The 20764-nt window shown below is 69.7% G+C and carries 15 protein-coding genes; 8 read left to right on the top strand and 7 right to left on the bottom strand.

The features are described from left to right. The first annotated feature begins 396 nt into the window (after positions 1-396). Together ACFV7R_RS34195 and ptsP are read left to right on the top strand one after the other, a co-directional pair. Positions 397-846 carry a PTS glucose transporter subunit IIA gene (locus tag ACFV7R_RS34195; protein ID WP_385270404.1) on the top strand — a complete coding sequence of 150 codons (450 nt, stop codon included), beginning with the start codon at positions 397-399 and terminating at the stop codon, positions 844-846. A gap of 78 nt (positions 847-924) precedes the next feature. Beyond that, positions 925-2595, top strand: coding sequence for a phosphoenolpyruvate--protein phosphotransferase (ptsP, locus tag ACFV7R_RS34190; RefSeq protein ID WP_385270401.1), 1671 nt, complete (start codon positions 925-927; stop codon positions 2593-2595). 74 nt (positions 2596-2669) lie between these two features. On the opposite strand, the gene ACFV7R_RS34185 is transcribed toward ptsP, so the two are convergent. Further along, positions 2670-3563 (bottom strand): hypothetical protein, encoded by an 894-nt coding sequence (locus tag ACFV7R_RS34185; protein ID WP_385270398.1) that lies wholly within the window; start codon positions 3561-3563, stop codon positions 2670-2672. A 197-nt stretch (positions 3564-3760) separates the two neighbouring features. Beyond that, positions 3761-5728, bottom strand: a complete 1968-nt coding sequence (locus ACFV7R_RS34180) for an acetoacetate--CoA ligase (protein ID WP_385270395.1) — start codon at positions 5726-5728, stop codon at positions 3761-3763. A gap of 214 nt (positions 5729-5942) precedes the next feature. Here ACFV7R_RS34180 and ACFV7R_RS34175 point away from each other — a divergent pair, with 214 nt between their 5' ends. Further along, positions 5943-8309 carry a TIM-barrel domain-containing protein gene (locus ACFV7R_RS34175; protein WP_385270393.1) on the top strand — a complete coding sequence of 789 codons (2367 nt, stop codon included), beginning with the start codon at positions 5943-5945 and terminating at the stop codon, positions 8307-8309. Between the two features lie 2 nt (positions 8310-8311). Here ACFV7R_RS34175 and ACFV7R_RS34170 read toward each other — a convergent pair whose 3' ends face one another. Both ACFV7R_RS34170 and ACFV7R_RS34165 read right to left on the bottom strand, forming a co-directional pair. Then, the gene (locus ACFV7R_RS34170; protein ID WP_385270392.1) at positions 8312-8848 is read right to left on the bottom strand and encodes an NUDIX domain-containing protein; all 537 of its coding nucleotides are present in this window, start codon (positions 8846-8848) and stop codon (positions 8312-8314) included. A 47-nt stretch (positions 8849-8895) separates the two neighbouring features. After that, positions 8896-9705, bottom strand: coding sequence for a M15 family metallopeptidase (locus tag ACFV7R_RS34165; protein ID WP_385270391.1), 810 nt, complete (start codon positions 9703-9705; stop codon positions 8896-8898). A 154-nt stretch (positions 9706-9859) separates the two neighbouring features. On the opposite strand from ACFV7R_RS34165, the gene ACFV7R_RS34160 reads away from it, so the two are divergent. The 5 genes from ACFV7R_RS34160 (at position 9860) to glpK (ending at position 16041) form a co-directional block, all read left to right on the top strand. Next, positions 9860-10285, top strand: coding sequence for a Zn-ribbon domain-containing OB-fold protein (locus ACFV7R_RS34160; RefSeq protein WP_385270422.1), 426 nt, complete (start codon positions 9860-9862; stop codon positions 10283-10285). Then, complete coding sequence (locus tag ACFV7R_RS34155; protein WP_385270419.1) at positions 10282-11472, top strand: lipid-transfer protein; 1191 nt, start codon at positions 10282-10284, stop codon at positions 11470-11472. Before ACFV7R_RS34160 ends, ACFV7R_RS34155 begins: the two co-directional genes overlap by 4 nt. A 211-nt stretch (positions 11473-11683) precedes the next feature. After that, complete coding sequence (locus ACFV7R_RS34150; protein ID WP_385270389.1) at positions 11684-13336, top strand: EAL domain-containing protein; 1653 nt, start codon at positions 11684-11686, stop codon at positions 13334-13336. 414 nt (positions 13337-13750) lie between these two features. After that, entirely contained in the window at positions 13751-14500 is a 750-nt protein-coding gene (locus tag ACFV7R_RS34145; protein ID WP_385270387.1) for an MIP/aquaporin family protein, read from the top strand. A gap of 20 nt (positions 14501-14520) precedes the next feature. Continuing rightward, a complete protein-coding gene (glpK, locus tag ACFV7R_RS34140) occupies positions 14521-16041 on the top strand; it encodes a glycerol kinase GlpK (protein ID WP_385270385.1) in 1521 nt (506 codons plus the stop codon). 75 nt (positions 16042-16116) lie between these two features. Here the strand turns inward: glpK and ACFV7R_RS34135 are convergent, their stop codons facing one another. From ACFV7R_RS34135 to ACFV7R_RS34125, 3 genes are read right to left on the bottom strand one after another with little or no spacing between them, the layout of a single operon-like run. After that, a complete protein-coding gene (locus ACFV7R_RS34135; RefSeq protein ID WP_385270383.1) occupies positions 16117-16722 on the bottom strand; it encodes an ATP/GTP-binding protein in 606 nt (201 codons plus the stop codon). Beyond that, the gene (locus ACFV7R_RS34130; RefSeq protein WP_385270381.1) at positions 16703-20338 is read right to left on the bottom strand and encodes a hydantoinase B/oxoprolinase family protein; all 3636 of its coding nucleotides are present in this window, start codon (positions 20336-20338) and stop codon (positions 16703-16705) included. Before ACFV7R_RS34130 ends, ACFV7R_RS34135 begins: the two co-directional genes overlap by 20 nt. Positions 20339-20362: 24 nt before the next feature. Then, positions 20363-20758, bottom strand: a complete 396-nt coding sequence (locus ACFV7R_RS34125) for a DUF742 domain-containing protein (protein WP_385270379.1) — start codon at positions 20756-20758, stop codon at positions 20363-20365. Positions 20759-20764 lie beyond the last annotated feature (6 nt).

Here is a 20764-nt window from a genome sequence, read left to right as displayed (position 1 = left end):
AAGGAACGGACGCTTCCTTCGTACTCACCCGAGAGACTCTCTCGCGGCTTTCCTCCGGGCGCTTCCCTTCGGTCTTGCGTTTCCGACTCTATCAGTGTTTTTCCGTCTCTCTGACCACCGTCCTGCGGGCATGCAGAAGGCGACCCCGAGATAGGATCTGACGAGTTGGGTGCTGCCGGGCCTAGGCGCTCGTTGCGCCGCTCGGTCCCAAGCAGGGGTACGACTCTACACGGGGCTCCGGAGTGGGCGCAAATCGATTTGTGCTGTGCTCTAGGGCGGCCAAGCAGGACCTCGCATGCGGAACCGGGACTTCATATGACATACCCTGCTGACCAGTGTGCCGTCCGGGACAGGCAGTGACGGCCCATATACATCGCCACCTCTGGGAGGCTTCCCATGACCACCGTGACGTCCCCGATTGCCGGACGCACCATCGGGCTGGCCGCCGTGCCGGATCCGGTCTTCTCCGGGGCCATGGTCGGCCCGGGTACCGCCATCGACCCCGTCCGTGAGCCCTCCGAGGCCGTCTCTCCCGTGGACGGAGTCATCGTCTCCCTCCATCCGCACGCCTTCGTCGTCGTGGATGGCGAGGGGCATGGTGTGCTCACTCACCTCGGCATCGACACAGTGCAGCTCAACGGTGAGGGCTTCGAAGTGCTCGTGAACAAGGGTGACACCGTGACGCGCGGTCAGAGCATCGTGCGCTGGGACCCTGCCGCCGTCGAGGCCGTCGGCAAGTCGCCGGTGTGCCCGATTGTGGCGCTGGAGGCCACGGCCGAATCCCTCTCCGAGCTCCGTACGGACGGCGACGTCAAGGCCGGCGACAGTCTCTTCGTCTGGGAGTGACGTCATTGCCGTCGTAAGACGGCGTGTAGGACAACCACCGCGGCGGCGGGACCCGCCGCACTATCGGAGACGGGTGAGATGGAGACAACGCTGCGAGGCGTCGGTGTGAGTCACGGGGTGGCGATCGGCGAGGTTCGGCACATGGGAACGGCGGTGCTCGAGCCGCCTGCCAAGCAGATCCCGGCGGAAGAGGCGGAGCGTGAACAGGGGCGCGCCCGCCAGGCCGTGGAAGCCGTGGCGGCCGACCTGATAGCGCGCGGAAATCTGGCGGGGGGCGAAGCCCAGGGGGTGCTCGAGGCGCAGGCCATGATGGCTCAGGACCCCGAACTGATGGCGGACGTGGACCGGCGGATCGCCGTCGGCAGCACCGCCGAGCGCGCGGTGTACGACGCCTTCGCCGCGTACCGGGATCTCCTCGCTGGCGCCGGTGAGTACCTGGCCGGCCGGGTGGCCGACCTCGATGACGTGCGGAATCGCATCGTCGCACGGCTGCTCGGCGTGCCCATGCCCGGTGTCCCGGACAGCGACGAGCCGTATGTCCTCGTCGCGCGCGATCTTGCGCCGGCCGACACTGCGCTGCTGGACCCGACACTGGTCCTCGGCTTTGTCACCGAGGAGGGCGGTCCGACCAGCCACAGCGCGATCCTGGCGCGGGCTCTGGGTGTGCCGGCCGTGGTGGCCCTGCCGGGTGCCGGTGAACTCACCGAGGGCACGGTCATCGCGGTCGACGGCAGCACCGGCGAGATCTTCGTGGCTCCCAGCGACGAGAAGAAGGCGCAGCTGGAGGCTTCGGCCGCTCAGCGAAAGGCGGCGCTGGCCGCGTCGACCGGGCCAGGGGCCACGTCCGACGGCCACAAGGTGCCGCTGCTCGCCAACGTCGGAGGTCCCGCGGACGTTCCGGCCGCGGTGGAGGCGGGTGCCGAAGGTGTCGGTCTGTTCCGGACCGAGTTCCTCTTCCTGGACGACAGCAAGAAGGCTCCTTCCGAGGAGAAGCAGGTCAAGGCCTACCGACAGGTTCTCGAGGCGTTTCCCGAGGGCCGCGTCGTGGTCCGTGTACTGGACGCGGGCGCGGACAAGCCGTTGGACTTCCTGACGCCGGCCGATGAACCGAACCCGGCCCTGGGTGTGCGTGGGCTGCGCACGCTGCTGGACCACCCCCAGGTGCTGCGCACGCAGCTGACCGCTCTCGCGAAGGCCGCCGAGGGTCTGCCGGTCTACCTCGAGGTGATGGCTCCGATGGTGGCGGACCGCATCGATGCCAAGGCTTTCGCGGACGCGTGCCGTGAGGCCGGTCTGCAGGCCAAGTTCGGCGCGATGGTGGAGATTCCGTCGGCAGCGCTGCGGGCGCGTTCGATCCTGCAGGAGGTCGAGTTCCTGTCGCTGGGGACCAACGACCTCGCGCAGTACACCTTCGCTGCGGACCGTCAGGTGGGTGCCGTGTCCCGTCTGCAGGACCCGTGGCAGCCCGCGCTGCTGGACCTGGTCGCGGTGTCGGCCGAGGCGGCGAGGGCCGAGGGCAAGAGCTGCGGTGTCTGTGGTGAGGCCGCTTCCGACCCGCTGCTCGCGTGTGTGCTGACGGGTCTGGGTGTCACCTCCCTTTCCATGGGTGCGGCGTCGATTCCTTATGTCCGGGCGACACTGGCGAAGTACACGCTGGCGCAGTGCGAGCGTGCTGCGGCGGCTGCGCGGGCGGCGGACAGCGCCGAGGAGGCGCGCAGCGCGGCTCAGGCGGTCCTTTCCGGCGAGTAGGGGAGCCGGCCACCGGCAGATCCTTTTCTGGGGCGCTCCACCTGCGGGTGGAGCGCCCCTTCGTCGTCAGGTGTTCAGTGGTGGTGCTCCGTGGTCGGTCCTCCGTCCGGTCCCAGGCCGGGTGGTTCGCAGTAGTCGACGCCTGATTCGGGGGCGATGAGGTCTCCCGATTCGATGTCGGTGCAGTAGGCGTCGAAGACCTCGCCGGCGCTGAGGGGTTCGAGGCCGTCTCCGCGGAGGCGCCATCCGTAGATGCGGTCTGCGGTTCCGGGAGTGGTGGTCCGCATGACGAGTCCGCCGGGGGTCTGGGTGGCAATGCCCAGCGCCAGGACGGTGCTGAATTCGAGGGCTTCGGCCTCGTCGAGTCGCGTGGTGCCCTCGGTGTCGTCTGCGTGGAGGACGGCGACGAGGGTCTCCGGCGTGGCTGAGACGCTGCACACGAGGTGCCGGTTGCCCGGCGGGGCCGTGTCGAGAATGCGGACGAGGAGGTTTGTGGCGCGGGCGAACGCGGCACGGCCGAGGTCCTCGCCGCAGGTTGCGCAGGCGCCGAGGCGGGCCAGGAGCGTCGAGGTGTATTCCCAGGTCGCTTGCCGGACCGCTTCGTCGACGAGTACGGGAACCAGGTCGGTGAGGGTCTGGCCTTCGTAGGGAACGGTGGAGCCCGTGGCCGCCAGTTCCGCTGTGAAGCGGGTGCGGCTCGCCGGGATGTCGGGGTCGAGTCCCTGCTCCGCGCAGAACTCGGCGTACTCCCGTGGGTCGAAGAGGGCCACCGTGGTGTGGCTGCCCTGCGAGGCGCGTGTCCTGAGCAGGGATTCGACCTCCTGGAGGTAGGTCTTGTGGTCGTCGAAGGTGAAACTGCGGTAGCGCCGCATGGCGCGGAAGTCGTGTTCGTCGGTCAGCAGGCCGATGATGCCGGCGATTTCGCGGCGCAGGACGCGTCGCATGGTCTGGTGGTCGGTGTGCGCCATCTTTCCCCCTGCGTGCAGTCGATCAATGCTCACTCACAGTAACCGGCTGCACTGACAGCGGTGTCCGAGATGGTCGATCGCTGACGAACAGCGCAGGTCACAGCAAGCATGGCTGGCTGGCGTGCTTCGGCCTCGGACGTCGACGTCGTGGTCGGTGAACGGGAGGCAGCCGTGCTTGATCGCTTGCGGTGCGGGGATCAGGCTCGCTTGCGACCCAGGTCCTCGTAGAAGTGGAGCAGCTCGAGGTTGTCGATGGAGCCGGGGTTGACGGCCTTGTCGAGGGGGGTGCCCTGGAGCAGGCGTTTGACCGGGACCTCGATGCGCTTTCCGGTGAGGGTGTGCGGGATTCCGGGCACCTCGATGATGTCGTCGGGGATGTGGCGCGGTGAGAGCTGCTCTCGGATGGTCTGCTTGATGCGGTTCACGAGGGTTTCGTCGAGGGTGGCTCCGGGGGCAAGGTGCACGAACAGGGGCATCCAGTAGCCGCCGTCGGGCTGTTCGATGCCGATGACGAGGGATTCCTTGATCTCGGGGAGGCGTTCCACGGCTTCGTAGATGTCGGCTGAGCCCATGCGCACGCCCTGCCGGTTGAGGGTGGAGTCGGAGCGGCCGTGGATGACCACGGAGCCTCGGGAGGTGACGGTGATCCAGTCGCCGTGGCGCCACACGCCGGGGTAGGTGTCGAAGTAGCTGTCGTGGTAGCGGCTGCCGTCCGGGTCGTTCCAGAAGCAGATCGGCATGGACGGCATGGGGTTGGTGACCACTAGCTCGCCGACCTCGTCGATCAGGGGTGTGCCGCTCGGGTCCCAGGACTGCAGGTCGGTGCCCAGGCCGGGTGCCTGGAGTTCACCGATGTACACGGGCAGGGTCGGTACGGCTCCTGCGAAGCAGGAGCACACATCCGTGCCGCCGCTGACGGAAGCGATCCACAGGTCGTCGCGGACCTCGTCGTGGAGCCAGCGGAATCCGTCGGGGGGCAGGGGCGATCCGGTGGTGGCGACACACTGTACTGCGGAGAGGTCGTAGTCCCGCGCGGGGTGCAGGTCTGCTTTGCGGCAGGCCATGACATACGCGGCCGAGGTGCCGTAGAGGGTGGCTGCCGTGCGTTCGGCGACGCGCCATTGGGCGCCTGTGTCGGGGTAGCCGGGGCTGCCGTCGTAGAGGACGATCGTGGTGCCGGTCAGGAGGCCGGAGACGAGGAAATTCCACATCATCCAGCCGGTCGACGTGTACCAGAAGAAGCGGTCCTCGGGGCCGAGGTCGCAGTGCAGGCCGAGCTGCTTGAGGTGTTCGACGAGGATGCCGCCCTGGGACTGGACGATGGCCTTGGGGAGGCCGGTCGTGCCGGAGGAATACAGCACCCACAGGGGGTGGTCGAAGGGGACCTGCTCGAAGTGCGGGTCGGTGTCCGCGCTCGTCAGGGTGGACCATTCCAGCGCTCCGTCGGGTGCTTCCGTGCCGAGGAGGGGGATGTGCACGACGGCGCGCAGGGTGGGCAGCTCGCGGCGCAGCTCGGCAACGGTGTCCCGGCGGTCGTGCTGCTTGCCGCCGTAGCGGTAGCCGTCGACGGTGAACAGGACCACCGGTTCGACCTGCTGGAAGCGGTCGAGGACGCTGCGGGCGCCGAAGTCGGGGGCGCAGGACGTCCAGACGCCGCCGACAGTGGCCGTGGCGAGGAGGGCGACGACGGCCTGCGGGATGTTCGGAAGGTAGCCGCTGACGCGGTCTCCTGGGCGGACGCCGAGGGCGCGCAGTTCAGCGGCCAGGGAGCCGACCTGGCGGCGCAGCTCGGACCACGTGACCGGGCGCGGCTCGTGGGTCTCGTCGACGCACAGGAGGGCCGGTTCGTCCGGCCGGGTCGTGGCTGCGCGCAGGGCGTGCTCGGCGTAGTTCAGGGTCGCGTCGGGGAACCACTGCGCGCCGGGCATCGATCGATCACCGAGCACGCGCGCGTAGGGGGTCGAGAACCGGACGTCGAACCATTCGGTGACGGCTTCCCAGAACGTCTCGAGTTCGTCGACGGACCAGCGGTGCAGCGCGGCGTAGCCGCCCTCGGACGGGGCACCGTGGTGCTCGGCTGCCCAGGCCTGGAACTTGGTGATCTGTGCCTGGGTGATGCGTTCCGGGTCTGGCTGCCAGAGCGGCTGGGGGTTCACGATCGACATGAGGCGGCTCCCGGGCTGTGCGCGTCGTGTGGCGTCGCTCGCGCACGGGCTGGGATGCGCGCGTGACGCGGCTGTCACGGACGATGCCATGTGATCGACTTGTACACCAGGGTGCCACCCACATAGTCCGCGTCGTGAAGATGTGGTCGTGGCACGGGTGAACGGCAGTTGAACGGCACCCGCGTATGGGCCGGTCAATGGCAGGCTGAGCAGCATGGACGGTCGTGACCTGGTGCGTTCGGTGAAGGCGGTGGGTTCCGTGCGGGCGGCCCAGGGATTGCGTACCGTTCGGGCGGCATGGCGCAGAAGGCGCGCCGACGCCGCTGGGCTGCCGCCGCGGGGTGCCGAGCGCGCGAGAGTGCCCGGACAGGTGCGAGATGTGGAACCGGGGCCGGGTGGTGGCACTCTGCGGTTCGACAGGTCCCGGCTGCGGATCGTCGTCGCGGTGAACGGGGCCGTCTTCTGGGGCTGGGACGGTGTGGGGCCGGAGCCCTCGTACGCGCTCGCCGGGCGCTGCCCGGAGCCCGACCCCCGCGCGGTGCTGGAGCCGGACAAGGACGGCGGCTGGCGCGTCGTGGCCGAGCGGGTGACCGTCGTGGTGTCGCGGAACGGTGCTGTCGAGGTGCGCACCCCAGGGGGCGTGACCCTGCGTCGCGCTCTGCCGCCGCGGTGGTGGGAGCCGGTCGGAGGAGGCCGGGCGCGTTGGTTGCAGCGGTCGGAGGTGCCGGCGGACGCGCGTTTCTTCGGGCTCGGCGGGCGCGCATCCGGGCCGCGGTTGCGGGACGGTACGTACCGGCTGTGGAACACCGATCCGGGCCGCGCGTTCGCGCCTGGGGACGATCCGCTGTACATCACGATGCCCGTGCAGTTCGTGGTGGCCGATGCGGGCTCGCATCTGGTGTTCCATGACAGCACGTGGGACGGCACCGTCACGCTGCGGGAGGGCGAGGAGGGGGCCGGTTCCGGACACGACCGGGCAGGGATGAGCGAACTGCGCATGGACGGCGGTCCGCTGCGGTGCTGGGTGATCGTGGGCACTCCCGCGCGCGTGCTGCTTGCCTGGGCCTCGCTCACCGGGGCGCCCGCGCTGCCGCCGGCATGGGCGCTGGGCCACCATCACGCGCGGTGGGGCTTCGGCAGTGAGCAGGAGGTACGGCGGATCGTCGCGGGGTATCGGGAGCACGGTCTGCCGCTCGACGCGGTCCATCTGGACATCGACCACTACGACGCCCACCAGGTGTTCACCGTGGACCACGAGCACTTTCCGAAGTTGCCGGAGCTTGCCGAGGAGCTGCGGCGGGACGGGATCCGGCTGGTGTCCATCGTCGATCCGGCGGTGAAGGCCGAGCCCGGCAACGACGTGTACGACAGCGGGTCGGCGGAGGACGCGTTTGTGCGGGACGGCTCGGGGGAGCTGGTGCGGGGCGTGGTGTGGCCGGGCGAGGTGGTGTACCCGGACTTCACGCACGCGCGCGTACGTGAGTGGTGGGGTGGCCTCTATGAGGAGCGGCTCGCTCAGGGGTTCTCCGGGTTCTGGCACGACATGAACGAGCCGACGTCGTTCGCGGCCTTCGGCGAACCGACCCTGCCGAGATCGTCCCGGCATGCCCTGGAGGGGCGGGGCGGCGACCATCGCGAGGCACACAACGTGTACGCGCTGTGTATGGCGATGGCGGGATACGAGGGGCTGCGCGAACTGGCGCCACAGCAGCGGCCGTTTGTGTTCTCGCGCTCTGGCTGGGTCGGCATGCAGCGCTACGGGGGCACCTGGTCCGGTGACGTGGCGACGGGCTGGCCGGGGCTGCGGGCGTCACTGTCGCTGGTCATGGGGCTGGGCCTGTGCGGAGTGCCGTATTCGGGGCCGGACGTGGGCGGCTTCGACGGAAGTCCGTCGCCCGAGCTGTATCTGCGCTGGTTCCAGTTCGGAGCGTACCTGCCGCTGTTCCGCACGCATGCGAGTCTGCGAGCGGGGCGCAGGGAGCCGTGGGAGTTCGGTGCCGAGGTGCTGGAGCATGCTCGCGTGGCGCTCGTCGAACGCCGGCGGCTCCTGCCGTACTTCATGACGCTGTCGCACCTGGCCCGCCGTACAGGGGCGCCCTATGTGCGGCCGCTGTGGTGGGGCGCGCCCGAGGACCGGGCTCTGCGGGACTGCGAGGACGCCTTCCTGCTGGGCGACTGCCTACTGGTGGCGCCCATGCTCGATCCCGGCGCGGACCGGCGTGCCGTGCAGCTGCCGCGGGGGCTCTGGTACGACACGGCCACGGAGCAGACGTACGAGGGGCCCGCGCAGGTTCTCGTCGAAGCCCCTTTGTCGCGGATTCCGGTGCTCGCGCGCGCGGGTTCCGTCCTCCCTGTGCGCGGGGATGACGGCGCACTGGAGCTGGAGGTGTGGGCTCCCGCTCCGGGAGGCGGTGGAGGCGGGCTGGTCGTCCCGGACGTCGGTGACGGGTGGGAGGAATCGGAGATCGAGCGGTATGCCGTGCGTTGGGAGGGCTCGCGGGTGGTCGTCGAGCGGGAGGATGCCGACCGCGTGGGCGAGCCGCCCCATCCGGTGCGTGTACGCGGGCTCGGGGACCGCTGACGTCAGACGTACCTGCCCTCGAACCAGGCTCGGACGGCGAGCGTGTGCAGGGGGAAGGCGAGTTCCTCGGGCCTGCGCAGGAGATGCCAGCCCTCCGTCTCGTCAGTGGCAGCCGGCTCCGGAAGGCTGTCGGCGGGACGTTCCGGAAGGACACCGAACAGCAGCAGATGGCCGTCGGGCGAGCTCATCGCGTCGACAAGCCGTACCTCGCGGCTCGCCGCCTCGATGCCCGTCTCCTCCTTGAGCTCTCGGACGACGGCGTGCCGCCAGTCCTCACGGTCGTCGATGTAACCGCCGGGCAATGCGATGCCCCCGCGCGCGGGGGCCACGGTTCGGGTGACGACGACCAGAGCGGTGCCCTTGGTGTCGTAGACCGGCTGGAGGGCGACCGCCACCGGGAGTGGATTGCGGTACGCGACGGTGCCGCAGGCCGGGCAGGTGCGGGGCCAGCCGGAGATGCCCTCTCCGTAGGGCGCTCCGCAGCTCGAACAGTGGGAGTTCGGCGCGGGGTTGGGGATGAGGTGTTGAGTCTCGGACACGCGGCGGACTGTAGCCGATCTTGGAGAGGGCGTCTTCCCCAGGCCGCTCAGTGGTCGTGGGCGAGCGACTTCGCCGACACGGGGAAGTCGAAGTAGGTGTCCGGGTAAGGCTCGGGCTTGTACGTGTAGTGCCACCATTCCTCGGCCAGGTTCACGAATCCGAGGTCTTCCAGGACGTTCTTGAGCAGGAGCCGGTTGGCCCGCTGCTCGCCCTGGATGCGTGGGTCGAGGGTGTGGGAGAGGGTGTCGAAGCAGTCGAATCCGGTGCCCATGTCGACGGTGTTGTCGGGGAAACGCTCGCTCTGGGGTGCGTAACAGGGCACGAGGGGTTCTCCGGGGGCGTAGGGCCGGGTCGGCCTGGCCGGGAGCTTCACGATCGTGAGATCCACGGTGGAGCCGCGGCTGTGGCCGGACTTCTCGGCGATGTAGCCGTCCGCGAACAGGCGGGTCTTGTCGACATTCGGATAGAACTCGTTCTTCATGGCCTGGTCGTCGAGATCCTGGGCCCAGCGGACGAAGTGGTTCACGGCTCGCTGTGGCCGGTAGCAGTCGTAGACCTTCAGTGTGTAGCCCTGGCGCAACAAGGTCTCCTGGGCCTCGTGGAGCGCCTCGGCGGCGGGGCGGGTGAGAATGCAGAGGGGCTGCCGGTAGCCGTCGATGCGCTCACCCACGAAATTGTGCGGGGTGAAGTAGCGCATCTCCTGAATGATCGTCCGGTCCACGGTGCGCAGTGCGACGAAGCCGTCGGGCGCCTTGGGCTCGGTCTTCGCCTGGGCGGTGGCGGAGGCGGTGGTCAGAGCCAGCGCGGCGGCGAATGAGGTGATCAGGCCGCGGACCACCAGGGAAAGTCGTGTCATGTCTCCTACATGTTGCCGGAGGGATCGGCATCCGGGAAGCGGTAGGGGCAGTGCGCGTCCGATCGGGTGACGGAACGAGCTTGCCGTGACAGACTCCTGACGGACCGTCAGTTCTGTTTGCCGTGCGGGAGGACCATTGCGTACACGCACACCCGTGGTGGCCGGATGGTTCACCGGTGACGGGGACGGCTTCCGTCTCCTGGGCACGCGCTGCTCGGCCTGCGCCGCAGTCTTCTTTCCGCGTGAGGACGCCCATTGCCGCAACCCCGGGTGTTCCGGCGGGGCTCTGCAGGAAGTGCCCCTCTCCCGCCGGGGCCGCATCTGGTCGTACACGGACAGCCGGTACCGGCCCCCGTCACCGTATGTGACCGATCCGGAACTTCCGTGGGAGCCGTACACGTTGATCGCTGTGGAGCTGGAGTCCGAGCGGATCGTGGTCCTGGGGCAGGCAGTTCCCGGAGTGACCGTCGCCGACCTGGCGGTGGGCATGGAGGTGGAGGTCGTTCCCGGCGTGCTGCACGAGGACGCGGAGACGATCTGGACGACATGGAACTGGCGGCCTACGGGGGTGACGAAGTGATGGGAGACGTGGCGGTGCTCGGGGCCGGCATGCACCCGTGGGGCAAGTGGGGGCGCAGCTTCGTCGAGTACGGAGCGACGGCGGCCCGCGCGGCGCTCGCCGACGCCGGGCTGGACTGGCGGCAGGTCGGCTCGATCGTCGGCGCGGACACCGTGCGCGGCGGCTATCCGGGGTATGTGGCCGGGGCGACGTTCGCCAGGGCGCTGGGCTGGCAGGGGGCGCGGGTGACCAGCGTGTACGCGGCGTGCGCATCAGGGGCACAGGCCGTGTACAGCGCGCGGGCCCAGATCCTCGCGGGGCTCGCGGACGTGGTGCTCGTGGTGGGCGCCGATGCCGCGCCCAAAGGGTTCTTCCGGCCGGCCGGCGGTGACCGGCCCGACGACCCCGACTGGCTTCGGTTCAGAGTGCTCGGAGCGACCAATCCGACGTACTTCGGGCTCTACGCGCGGCGAAGGATGGCCGTCCACGGGGACACCTTGGACGACTTCGCGCAGGTCAAGGTGAAGAACGCGGCGCTGGGTGCGCTGAATCCGAACGCGCGCTACCGCAAGAGGGTCACCGCGGAGGACGTTGCCGCCTCTCCGGTGGTCGCCGATCCGCTGCGGCTGCTCGACATCTGCGCGACCTCGGACGGCGGGGCGGCGCTGGTGCTGTCCAGCATGGAGTTCGCGCGGCGGCACGGGGTGGATCGGCCGGTGCGGATACGGGCGGTGTCCACGGTGACGCCGCGCTACCCCAACACGGTGCTGGACCTGCCGGACATCGCAACGGACCCCGCTGCGGCAGCGGCGAGCGCCACCGAGCCGTTCCGGGCGTCCATCGCGCGTGCGGCCTACGAGGAAGCAGGCACAGGCCCGGAGGACCTGTCCGTAGCCGAGGTGTACGACCTGTCCACGGCCCTGGAGTTGCAGTGGTACGAGGATCTGGGGCTGTGCGGCACGGGCGAGGGCGCGAAACTGTTGCGGGACGGCGCGACGGCACCGGGCGGGCGAATACCGGTGAACGTGAGCGGTGGGCTGGCCTCGTTCGGAGAGGCGGTTCCGGCCCAGGCGATCGCCCAGGTCTGTGAGGTCACCTGGCAGTTGAGGGGGCATGCCGGTGGCCGACAGGTCTCCGGGGCGCGCGTGGGGATCACGGCCAACCAGGGCCTGTTCGGGCACGGATCTGCGGTGATCGCGGTTCGGTGAGCAGCAGGCGTGCCCACGGTGCGACCGACCGCAGTACACACACCGACGGCTTGGCGCACGGAGGTCACCGAGTCGAACGTATGCGTGCGGCTTCAGCGGCTCGGCAAGGCTGGTGGCAGGTTTTTCGTACGCTGCGTGATCGGCCCGGAATCCTGCGTGAACGTCTCATGAACTGGGCCTCTGCCCGCTCCGGCAGCGCCATCATGCTCCCGTGCACTCCTGGTCGGATACGCTCCGCTTCGCTTTCCAACCGGTGGTCAACCTGTCCACCGGCGGGATCGCGGCCCTGGAGATCCTCGCCCGTCCGGAGACCGGCGATGTCCTGGCCGAGGCCCGTCGGGACCCCGAACTCGACGGTCAGTTGGCCGTGTTGGGGCTCCATGCGGCGGTTCGCAAGGAGACGCTGCTGCCGCTGCATGTGAACGTGTTCGCCGGCACCCTGGCCGACCTGGGCGGCCTCGCCTCGCTGCACGATGCCGTGCGCGCGGTGGGCCGGATGCCGTGGGAGGTGACGATCGACGTCTGCCCGCCGTACACGCATGTGCCACAACAGGCCCTGCTGGAGGCGGTCACCGCGCTGCGCGAGCAGGGCTTCCGGATCAGCGCGGACGGTGTCGGAGACGGCGACGTACCGCTGCGGCTGCTCACGGACATCGCCCCCGACCTGGTGAAGCTCGACGCGTCCCTGCTGGCGCGGGCGGCAGCGGTGAGGGCGATGCGGACGCTGTGCGACGAGATGGGGGCGCTGCTGTCCGTGGAGGGGGTGGAGACCGAATTCCAGTGCGCGGCGGCGCTGTCGGCCGGGGCGCAACTGGCCCAGGGTGAGCTGTTCGCACCGCCGGCCAGACTGCCCACAGTGGATGTATACGTTCCGCTCCGCTCCGCCGGGGTCGAGGCACCGGCGCGTTCGGGCCCCCTGGTGCGCGAGTTCGTCCGGCCTGCCGCGCTGCTGCCCGCGCACGCGTCCGCGGCCCAGGTGCGGGCACTGCTGACCGGCTCGCCGGAGGTGTCCGGCGTGTTGCTCGTGGACGGGAAGGGGGCGCCGGTGCGGTCCGTGCACCGTTCGCGCTTCCTGCTGTCGATGTCGGGCCGCTACGGACACGCCTTGTACGCCGACCGGCCCGCGGCGAAGCTGGGCGATCCGCCGCGGACGGTGGGGGTCGACGCCACCGCGTGGGAGGTGCTGGACGTGGTGGCAGACGGTGGCAGGGACCGCACCTCGGACGACGTGGCCGTCGTCGACGCGTACGGCCGGTGCGTGGGCGTCGTACGACTGGCGGACCTCGTGCGGGCGCTGGCCGAGACCCGCGTCGAGGAGGCGGCCGGGCTCAATCCGCTGACCCGGCTGCCCGGTTCGGATGCGATCACCGGTGAGGTGGACCGGCGGATCGCGGACGGGCGGACGTTCGCTCTCAGCTGGCTGGATGTCGACCACTTCAAGCAGGTGAACGACGGAGCAGGGTTCGCGGCCGGTGACGAGCTGATCCGGTCGGTGGGGCGGGCGCTGCAGCTCGCGGCGTCCGGCAGCACCCGCGTGGGACACATCGGCGGGGACGACTTCCTGGTGCTGGCCGACCCGGAAGGGCTGGATCCGCTCGCCGCCTCGGTCCTGGACACGCCCTGGTCGGCGGGCGGGCGCCCGGTGACGTTGTCCCTCGCCACGGTGCTGTGCGCGCCCGGAAGCGTGACGGATCACCGGCAGGCGGCCGCCTGGCTGGCGCCGCTCAAGAAGGCCGCGAAGTCGCTGAGCGGCGCGAGTTGGGTGCTGGGCCGCGCAGGGGCAGCCGGGCACGAGATCCGGCGCGGTTCGGAGTCGGCGGCGAGCCAGGCGGGGTGTGCGGTGGGGGACCCGGGGCGGGGGTGAGCGGTCGGCCCGGCGCGGGGCAGTTGCGGCACCGGTCCCGGGGTTCGCGCCGGTCGGTGCCGAGCCCTGCTGCACAGCGAGTCAGCGCGGACGGTGGGCCGGCGCGCGTACGCGGGCTCTGAACCGTTGCTGTCGGCGACCTTGACGCCCCTTGGGCGCCGGTGAACACTTCCCGGTGTCAGTCGACATCGCCGTACATTCTCGGCGTATTACGGCAATGCGCCGCATGGGCCCTCCGAGCCAAGGCCCGCTCCCCCACGGGTGATTCGGCTGCCACGGCACGCTCGTCACGGACGCCGGGCGGGGCGCGGAACCCTCCCTGCCTTCGGCTGACGTCGGCACGTGAGCAACGGGACACGCACCCTGCACGGAGGACCGGGGTCGATCACTCCGGGCCAGCGCCTAGGAGCCGCCATGAGCAACGGAGACATCTTCGTCGGCGAGATCATCGGTACCGCGATCCTCATCCTGTTCGGGGCCGGTGTCTGCGCCGCCGTCACCCTCAGATACTCCAAGGCACGGGCCTCGGGGTGGATCGTGATCGCCTTCGGCTGGGGTTTCGGCGTCCTGGCGGGCGCCTACACCGCCGCTCCCCTGTCGGGCGGGCATCTCAATCCGGCCGTCACCCTCGGCATCGCCGTCGACACCGGCGAGTGGGGCACGGTCTGGGTCTATCTGCTGGGCCAGATCATCGGTGCCATGCTCGGCGCCGTCCTCGCCTACCTGGTGTATCTCGCCCAGTTCCAGGCCAATGTCCGTGCGTCCGGCACGACCGAGGGCACGGCTGACGAACCGACTCCGACCCTCGGCATCTTCTCCACCATCCCGGAGATCCGGAATCCGCTCGCGAACCTGATCACAGAGATCATCGCGACGATTGCACTGGTCCTGCCGATCCTCGCCTTCGGCCTGACCGAGGGTCTCGGTGAATCCGGAACCACTGTGCTGATCGTCTCGCTGCTGGTCGTCGGCATAGGTCTCTCCCTCGGCGGGCCCACCGGCTATGCGATCAACCCCGCGCGCGATCTCGGCCCGCGCATCATGCACACCTTCCTGCCGATCCCGAACAAGGGCACCTCCGACTGGGGTTACGCCTGGATCCCGGTCGCCGGCCCGCTCGTCGGAGGAGCACTCGCGGGCCTCATCTACAACGCAGCCTTCTGAACCGAGCCCAAGGGGTAGCCATGACGGACAACGCCGAGAAGTACGTCGCCGCGATCGACCAGGGCACCACGTCGAGCCGCTGCATCATCTTCGACCGGAATGGCGCGATCGTCGCCGTCGACCAGCGCGAGCACCGGCAGATCTTCCCCAAACCGGGGTGGGTGGAGCACGACGCCACCGAGATCTGGTCCAAAGTGCAGGCCGTGGTCGCCGGGGCGATCGCCAAGGCCGGGCTGCGCGCCGACCAGCTCAGCGCGCTCGGGATCACCAACCAGCGCGAGACGACGGTGCTGTGGGACCGCGCCACGGGCAAGCCTGTGCACAACGCCATCGTGTGGCAGGACACCCGCACCGCCGCACTCTGCAACCAACTCGGCGGCCCGGACGGCCAGGACCGGTTCCGCGAGCAGACCGGCCTGCCGCTGGCCAGCTACTTCTCCGGCCCCAAGGCAGCCTGGCTGCTCGACAACGTGCCCGGCCTCAGGGCACGCGCCGAGCGGGGCGAGATCGCCTTCGGCACCATCGACTCCTGGCTCATCTGGAACCTCACCGGCGGCATCGACGGCGGCCGGCACGTCACCGATGTGACCAACGCCGGACGCACCATGCTCATGAACTTGGAGACACTCCAATGGGACCGGTCCATCCTCTCCGCGATGAACGTGCCCGAGTCCGTCCTGCCTGAGATCAGGTCATCGGCCGAGGTGTACGGGAAGGCCGTTGGCCAACTCGCCGGCGTCCCGGTCGCGTCGGCGCTCGGGGACCAGCAGGCGGCCGTGTTCGGGCAGGCCTGCTACGACGTGGGATCGGCGAAGAACACATACGGCACGGGCAGTTTCCTCCTGCTCAACACCGGCAACCGGCCGGTGCCGTCGAAGAGCGGGCTGTTGACGACGATGGGCTACAAGATCGGCAGTGAGGCTCCCGTCTACTGCCTGGAAGGCTCGATAGCCATAACGGGTGCGCTGGTGCAGTGGTTCCGCGACCAGCTCGGCATCATCCGTACCGCCGACGAGATCGAGACGCTGGCGGCAAGCGTCGAGGACAACGGCGGCGCTTACATCGTGCCCGCGTTCTCGGGCCTGTTCGCCCCGTACTGGCGCTCCGACGCGCGTGGCGTCGTCACCGGACTCACCCGGTACGTCACGAAGGCGCACCTCGCGCGCGCGGTGCTGGAGGCGACGAGCTGGCAGACGCGCGAGGTCGTGGATGCCATGTACCAGGACTCCGGGGTGCACATCACCACGCTGAAGGTGGATGGCGGCATGACGAAGAACAACCTCCTGATGCAGCACCAGGCGGACGTGCTCGGCGTGCCGGTGATCCGGCCCCGGGTGTCCGAGACGACCTGTCTGGGCGCCGCGTATGCGGCCGGACTCGCCACCGGCGTGTGGAACGACCTCGACGAGCTCAAGGCGCACTGGCAGCGGGACGTCGAGTGGACGCCGACCATGGAGGCGTCCGTGCGGGACCGCGAATACCACAACTGGCGCAAGGCCGTGGAGAAGAGCTTCGGCTGGGTGGAGGACGGCGAGGACTGAACCACGCGCGCGTGGCGCCGTTTTCGGACTGCGGCCCGTACCCCGGTCGGCGGGGGTACGGGCCGTACTCGTGCGTCAGGTGGTGACGGTCTGGCGGCGGTCCGCCGCCAGCGCCATCGCGTGCTGGACGACGCCGATGAGGACCTCCTTGACCAACTGGCGGTCGCGCGCATCGCACATCAGGAGGGGTACGTCGGCGTCGAGGTCGAGGGCCCGGCGGACGTCTTCGACCGGGTGACGGGCGGCTCCCTCGAAGCAGTTGACGCCGACCAGGAACGGCAGGGAACGCCGCTCGAAGTAGTCGACGGCGGCGAAGCAGTCCTGAAGGCGGCGGGTGTCGGCGAGTACGACAGCGCCGAGCGCGCCCTCGGAGAGCTCGTCCCACATGAACCAGAACCGCTCCTGGCCGGGCGTCCCGAAGAGGTACAGCACGAGGTCCTCGCGCAGCGTGATGCGGCCGAAGTCCATGGCCACTGTGGTGGTGTGCTTGCCTTCCACGCCGCTGGTGTCGTCGACCGGGCGCCCGGCTTCGGTGAGCAGTTCCTCGGTGCGCAGCGGCCTGATCTCGCTGACCGCGCCGACGAGGGTGGTCTTGCCGACACCGAAGCCGCCGGCCACCAGGATCTTGAGCGTGACGGGCTCGACCGGGGGCTTGCCGCGCTCAGAACGCCCGAAGATCATCGATCTCTTCTCCTGCTTGATGGGGGTCGGGCGGCGGTGGCCCGTAGCCTCCGCCGCCGGGGGTTTCGACAACGAGTACGTCACCGGGGCCGACGTCCGTCGCATCGCTTCCGCCGAGTGTGGTGACCGTGCCGTCCGCACGCTCGACGCGGTTGGCGCCGAGGGCGCCGGGCTCGCCGCCCGCCATGCCGTACGGGGGAACCCTGCGATGCTGGGAGAGCGTCGAGACGGTCATCGGCTCGTGGAACCGGATGCGGCGTACCGCACCGTCGCCGCCGCGCCACCGTCCCGCGCCTCCGCTGCCGCGCCGGACCGAGAACTCCTCGAGCTGGACGGGCAGGCGCCACTCCAGGACCTCGGGGTCGGTCAGCCTCGAGTTGGTCATATGGGTCTGGACGACGCTCGCGCCGTGGAAGCCGTCACCCGCGCCGGAGCCGGAGGCGACGGTCTCGTAGTACTGGTGGCGGGCGTTGCCGAAGGTGACGTTGTTCATGGTCCCCGAGCCCTCCGCCTGGACCCCGAGCGCGGCATACAGGGCGCCGGTGATGGCCTGGGAGGTCTCCACGTTGCCCGCGACGACGGCGGCGGGCGGCTCGGGCGCCAGCATGGAGCCGTGCGGTACGACGATGTCGATCGGGCGCAGGCAGCCGTCGTTGAGGGGGATGTCGTCGGCGACCAGGGTGCGGAAGACGTAGAGGACAGCCGCGTTGACGACGGAGTAGGGCGCGTTGAAGTTGGTGGTCAGCTGGGGTGACGTACCGGTGAAGTCGACCGTGGCGGAGCGGTTCTCGCGGTCCACGCGCACACGTACCCGGATGACGGCGCCCGAGTCCGTCTCATAGGCGTACTCGCCGTCGTCCAAGGCGTCGATGACGCGGCGCACGGCTTCCTCGGCATTGTCCTGGACATGCCGCATGTACGCCTGGACGACGTCGAGGCCGAAGTCCCGGATCATGCGGGCGACTTCGTCGACGCCCTTCTGGTTGGCGGCGATCTGGGCGCGCAGGTCGGCGAGGTTGGTCTTCGGGTTGCGGGACGGGTGGGGTGCCTCGGTGAGCAGGCGGTGGGTCTCCTCCTCGCGGAACCGGCCGTTCTCGGCGAGCAGCCAGTTGTCGAAGAGGACGCCTTCCTCCTCGATGGTGCGGCTGCCTGCGGGCATGGAGCCGGGGGCGATACCGCCGATCTCGGCGTGGTGGCCGCGCGAGGCGACGTAGAAGAGGATTCGGTCACTCTGCGTGTCCTCGGCGCTGTCGGTGTCGAAGACCGGGGTGATCACGGTGACGTCGGGGAGATGGGTGCCGCCGTGGTACGGGTCGTTCACCGCGTAGGTGTCCCCGGGCCGCATACTGCTGCCGCGGCGCCGGATGACCTCCTTCACGCTCGTGCCCATCGAGCCCAGGTGGACAGGGATGTGGGGGGCGTTGGCCACCAGGTTTCCGTCCGGGTCGAACAGGGCGCACGAGAAGTCCAGACGCTCCTTGATGTTGACGGACTGCGCCGTGGACTCGAGTCGGGCACCCATCTGTTCGGCGATGGACATGAAGAGGTTGTTGAAGACCTCAAGGAGAACCGGGTCGGCTTTCGTGTCGAGTTCGGAACTCTGTGTAACCGCCGCGCGTTCCATGACCAGATGCCCGTCGTCGGTCGCCGCGGCCTGCCAGCCGTCGTCGACGACGGTCGTCGCACTGGCCTCCGTGATGATCGCGGGGCCTGTGACGGTGTCGCCCGGGGGCAGGTCCTCGCGGCGATGGAGGGGTACGTCGCGCCAGGCGCCGCCGGTGTGGAGGCGGACGGCCTGCGGGGCGGTGGGGCGGCCCTCGTAGGGGGCGAGAACGGAGAGATCGGGGGGTTCGGTGATGCCGGTGGCTTCCACGGAGAGGGCTTCGACGACGATCGGGCGGTCGAGGGTGAAGGAGTACGTGGCGCGATGACGTTCTTCGAAAGCGTGCTGCATCGTGGCGGGATCGGTCAGCTCGACGGTGAGGGTGGTGTCGGTGCCGTCGTAGCGGAGCTGGGCGCGGCGGGTGACCTCGATACGGTCTTCGGGAACGTCCTCGGCGAGGAGCTCGGCGCGGGCGGCTGTCTCCAGGTCGTCCGCCGTCTTGAGGACGCCGGGCATGGCGGCGGGCTCCAGGGGGGCCTCGACGGACTGCTCGCGCATGGCGGTGGTATCGGCGAGGCCGATGCCGAGCGCGGAGAGGACTCCGGCCATGGGGGGTACGAGGACGGTGCGGATGCCGAGCGAGTCGGCGACCATGCAGGCGTGCTGGCCGCCCGCACCGCCGAATGTCGTGAGGGCGTAGCGGGTGACGTCGTGGCCCTTCTGGACGGAGATCCTCTTGACGGCGTTGGCGATGTTGGCGACAGCAATCTGCAGGTAGCCCTCGGCGACCTGTTCCGGGGTGCGGTCGTCGCCTGTCTTTTCACGGATCTCACGCGCGAGGGCGGCGAAGCGGTCGCGGACCAGGACCGCGTCGAGGGGCTGGTCGCCGTCGGGGCCGAACACGTGAGGGAAGTGGTCGGGTTGGATCCGGCCGAGCATCACGTTGGCGTCGGTGACGGCGAGCGGGCCGCCGCCCCGGTAACAGGCGGGCCCGGGGTCCGCGCCCGCCGAGTCCGGACCTACGCGGTAGCGGGAGCCGTCGAAGTGGAGGATCGAGCCGCCACCGGCTGCGACGGTGTGGATGTCCAGCATGGGGGCACGCAGTCGGACGCCGGCGATCTGTGTGGTGAAGACGCGTTCGTACTCACCGGCGAAGTGCGAGACGTCGGTGGAGGTGCCGCCCATGTCGAAGCCGATGACGCGGTCGAAGCCGGCGAGCTGCGACATGCGGGCCATGCCGACGATGCCACCCGCGGGGCCGGACAGGATGGCGTCCTTGCCGCGGAACTGGCCGGCTTCGGCAAGCCCGCCGTTCGACTGCATGAACATCAGGCGTACGCCTTCGAGCTCGTCGGCGACGTGCTGGACGTAGCGGCGCAGCACGGGCGACAGGTAGGCGTCGACGACGGCGGTGTCTCCCCGCGGCACGAGCTTCATCAGCGGGCTGACCTCGCTGGACAGCGAGATCTGCGGAAAGCCGATGCGCCCGGCGAGTTCCCCGACGGCCTGCTCGTGGGCGGGGTGGAGGTGGCTGTGCATGCAGACCACGGCAACGGCTCGGATTCCGTCGTCGTACGCCTGCCGGAGAGGGCCTGCGAGAGCGTCCAGGTCGGGGGCGCGCAGGGCGGTGCCGTCGGCGGCGAGGCGCTCGTCGGCCTCGATCACGCGTTCGTGGAGCAGCTCGGGGAGGTCGATGCGGCGGGCGAAGATGTGGGGGCGGTTCTGGTAGGCGATGCGCAGGGCGTCGCGGAAGCCACGCGTGGTGACCAGCAGGGTGCGCTCACCCTTGCGTTCCAGGAGGGCGTTGGTGGCGACCGTCGTCCCCATCCGTACTGCTTCGACGGGGTCCGGGGAGCCGGCCAGCAGTTCGCGGACGCCCGCCACGGCCGCGTCGGCGTATCGGGCCGGATTGTCGGACAGCAGCTTGTGTGTCAGCAGCCGACCGTCCGGGCGCCGCGCGACGATGTCGGTGAAGGTGCCGCCCCGGTCGACCCAGAACTGCCAGCCTGTCACGTCTCCACCTCGCTTCCGCGCTGCTCACAGCGCCCGGAGGCCGTTGATCACGTCGCGCAGAATGTTCTCGTCCGGCAGCTCGGCCGGAGGTACAGGGCGTGTCACATGGATCAGTTCCGCGTCCACGAGGTCCCCGATGAGGACCCGTACCACTCCGATGGGCAGGTTGAGTTCGGCTGCGAGTTCGGCGACCGACTGAGGGGCCTCGCGGCAGAGCGCGACGATGTCCACGTGCTCCGGGGACAGCGCCGGGTCCGCTTCCGGATCGTCCGCGTGGGGCTCCGTGACGACCACCGCGATCAGATCGAGGCGGTGCTGGGCCGCATGGCTGGTGCGGCCGCGCGTCATGGCGTAGGGGCGGACGACCGGTCCTGCTTCGTCGTCGAACCAGTGGCTTCTTGCCTGACCGTCTGCGCTCATGTCATC

The organism is Streptomyces sp. NPDC059866 (assembly GCF_042731325.1).
Taxonomy (GTDB): Bacteria; Actinomycetota; Actinomycetes; order Streptomycetales; family Streptomycetaceae; genus Streptomyces; species Streptomyces flavusporus.
This window is presented reverse-complemented; position numbering and strand designations above follow the sequence as displayed.

Excerpts from the sequence above, each read along its gene's own strand:
- ACFV7R_RS34180 (WP_385270395.1), bottom strand. The coding sequence starts at position 5,728 with ATGTCGATCGTGAACCCCCAGCCGCTCTGGCAGCCAGACCCGGAACGC.
- ACFV7R_RS34195 (WP_385270404.1), top strand. The coding sequence starts at position 397 with ATGACCACCGTGACGTCCCCGATTGCCGGACGCACCATCGGGCTGGCC.
- ACFV7R_RS34125 (WP_385270379.1), bottom strand. The coding sequence starts at position 20,758 with ATGAGCGCAGACGGTCAGGCAAGAAGCCACTGGTTCGACGACGAAGCA.
- ACFV7R_RS34135 (WP_385270383.1), bottom strand. The coding sequence starts at position 16,722 with ATGATCTTCGGGCGTTCTGAGCGCGGCAAGCCCCCGGTCGAGCCCGTC.
- ACFV7R_RS34175 (WP_385270393.1), top strand. The coding sequence starts at position 5,943 with ATGGACGGTCGTGACCTGGTGCGTTCGGTGAAGGCGGTGGGTTCCGTG.
- ACFV7R_RS34165 (WP_385270391.1), bottom strand. The coding sequence starts at position 9,705 with ATGACACGACTTTCCCTGGTGGTCCGCGGCCTGATCACCTCATTCGCC.
- ACFV7R_RS34185 (WP_385270398.1), bottom strand. The coding sequence starts at position 3,563 with ATGGCGCACACCGACCACCAGACCATGCGACGCGTCCTGCGCCGCGAA.
- glpK (WP_385270385.1), top strand. The coding sequence starts at position 14,521 with ATGACGGACAACGCCGAGAAGTACGTCGCCGCGATCGACCAGGGCACC.
- ACFV7R_RS34145 (WP_385270387.1), top strand. The coding sequence starts at position 13,751 with ATGAGCAACGGAGACATCTTCGTCGGCGAGATCATCGGTACCGCGATC.
- ptsP (WP_385270401.1), top strand. The coding sequence starts at position 925 with ATGGAGACAACGCTGCGAGGCGTCGGTGTGAGTCACGGGGTGGCGATC.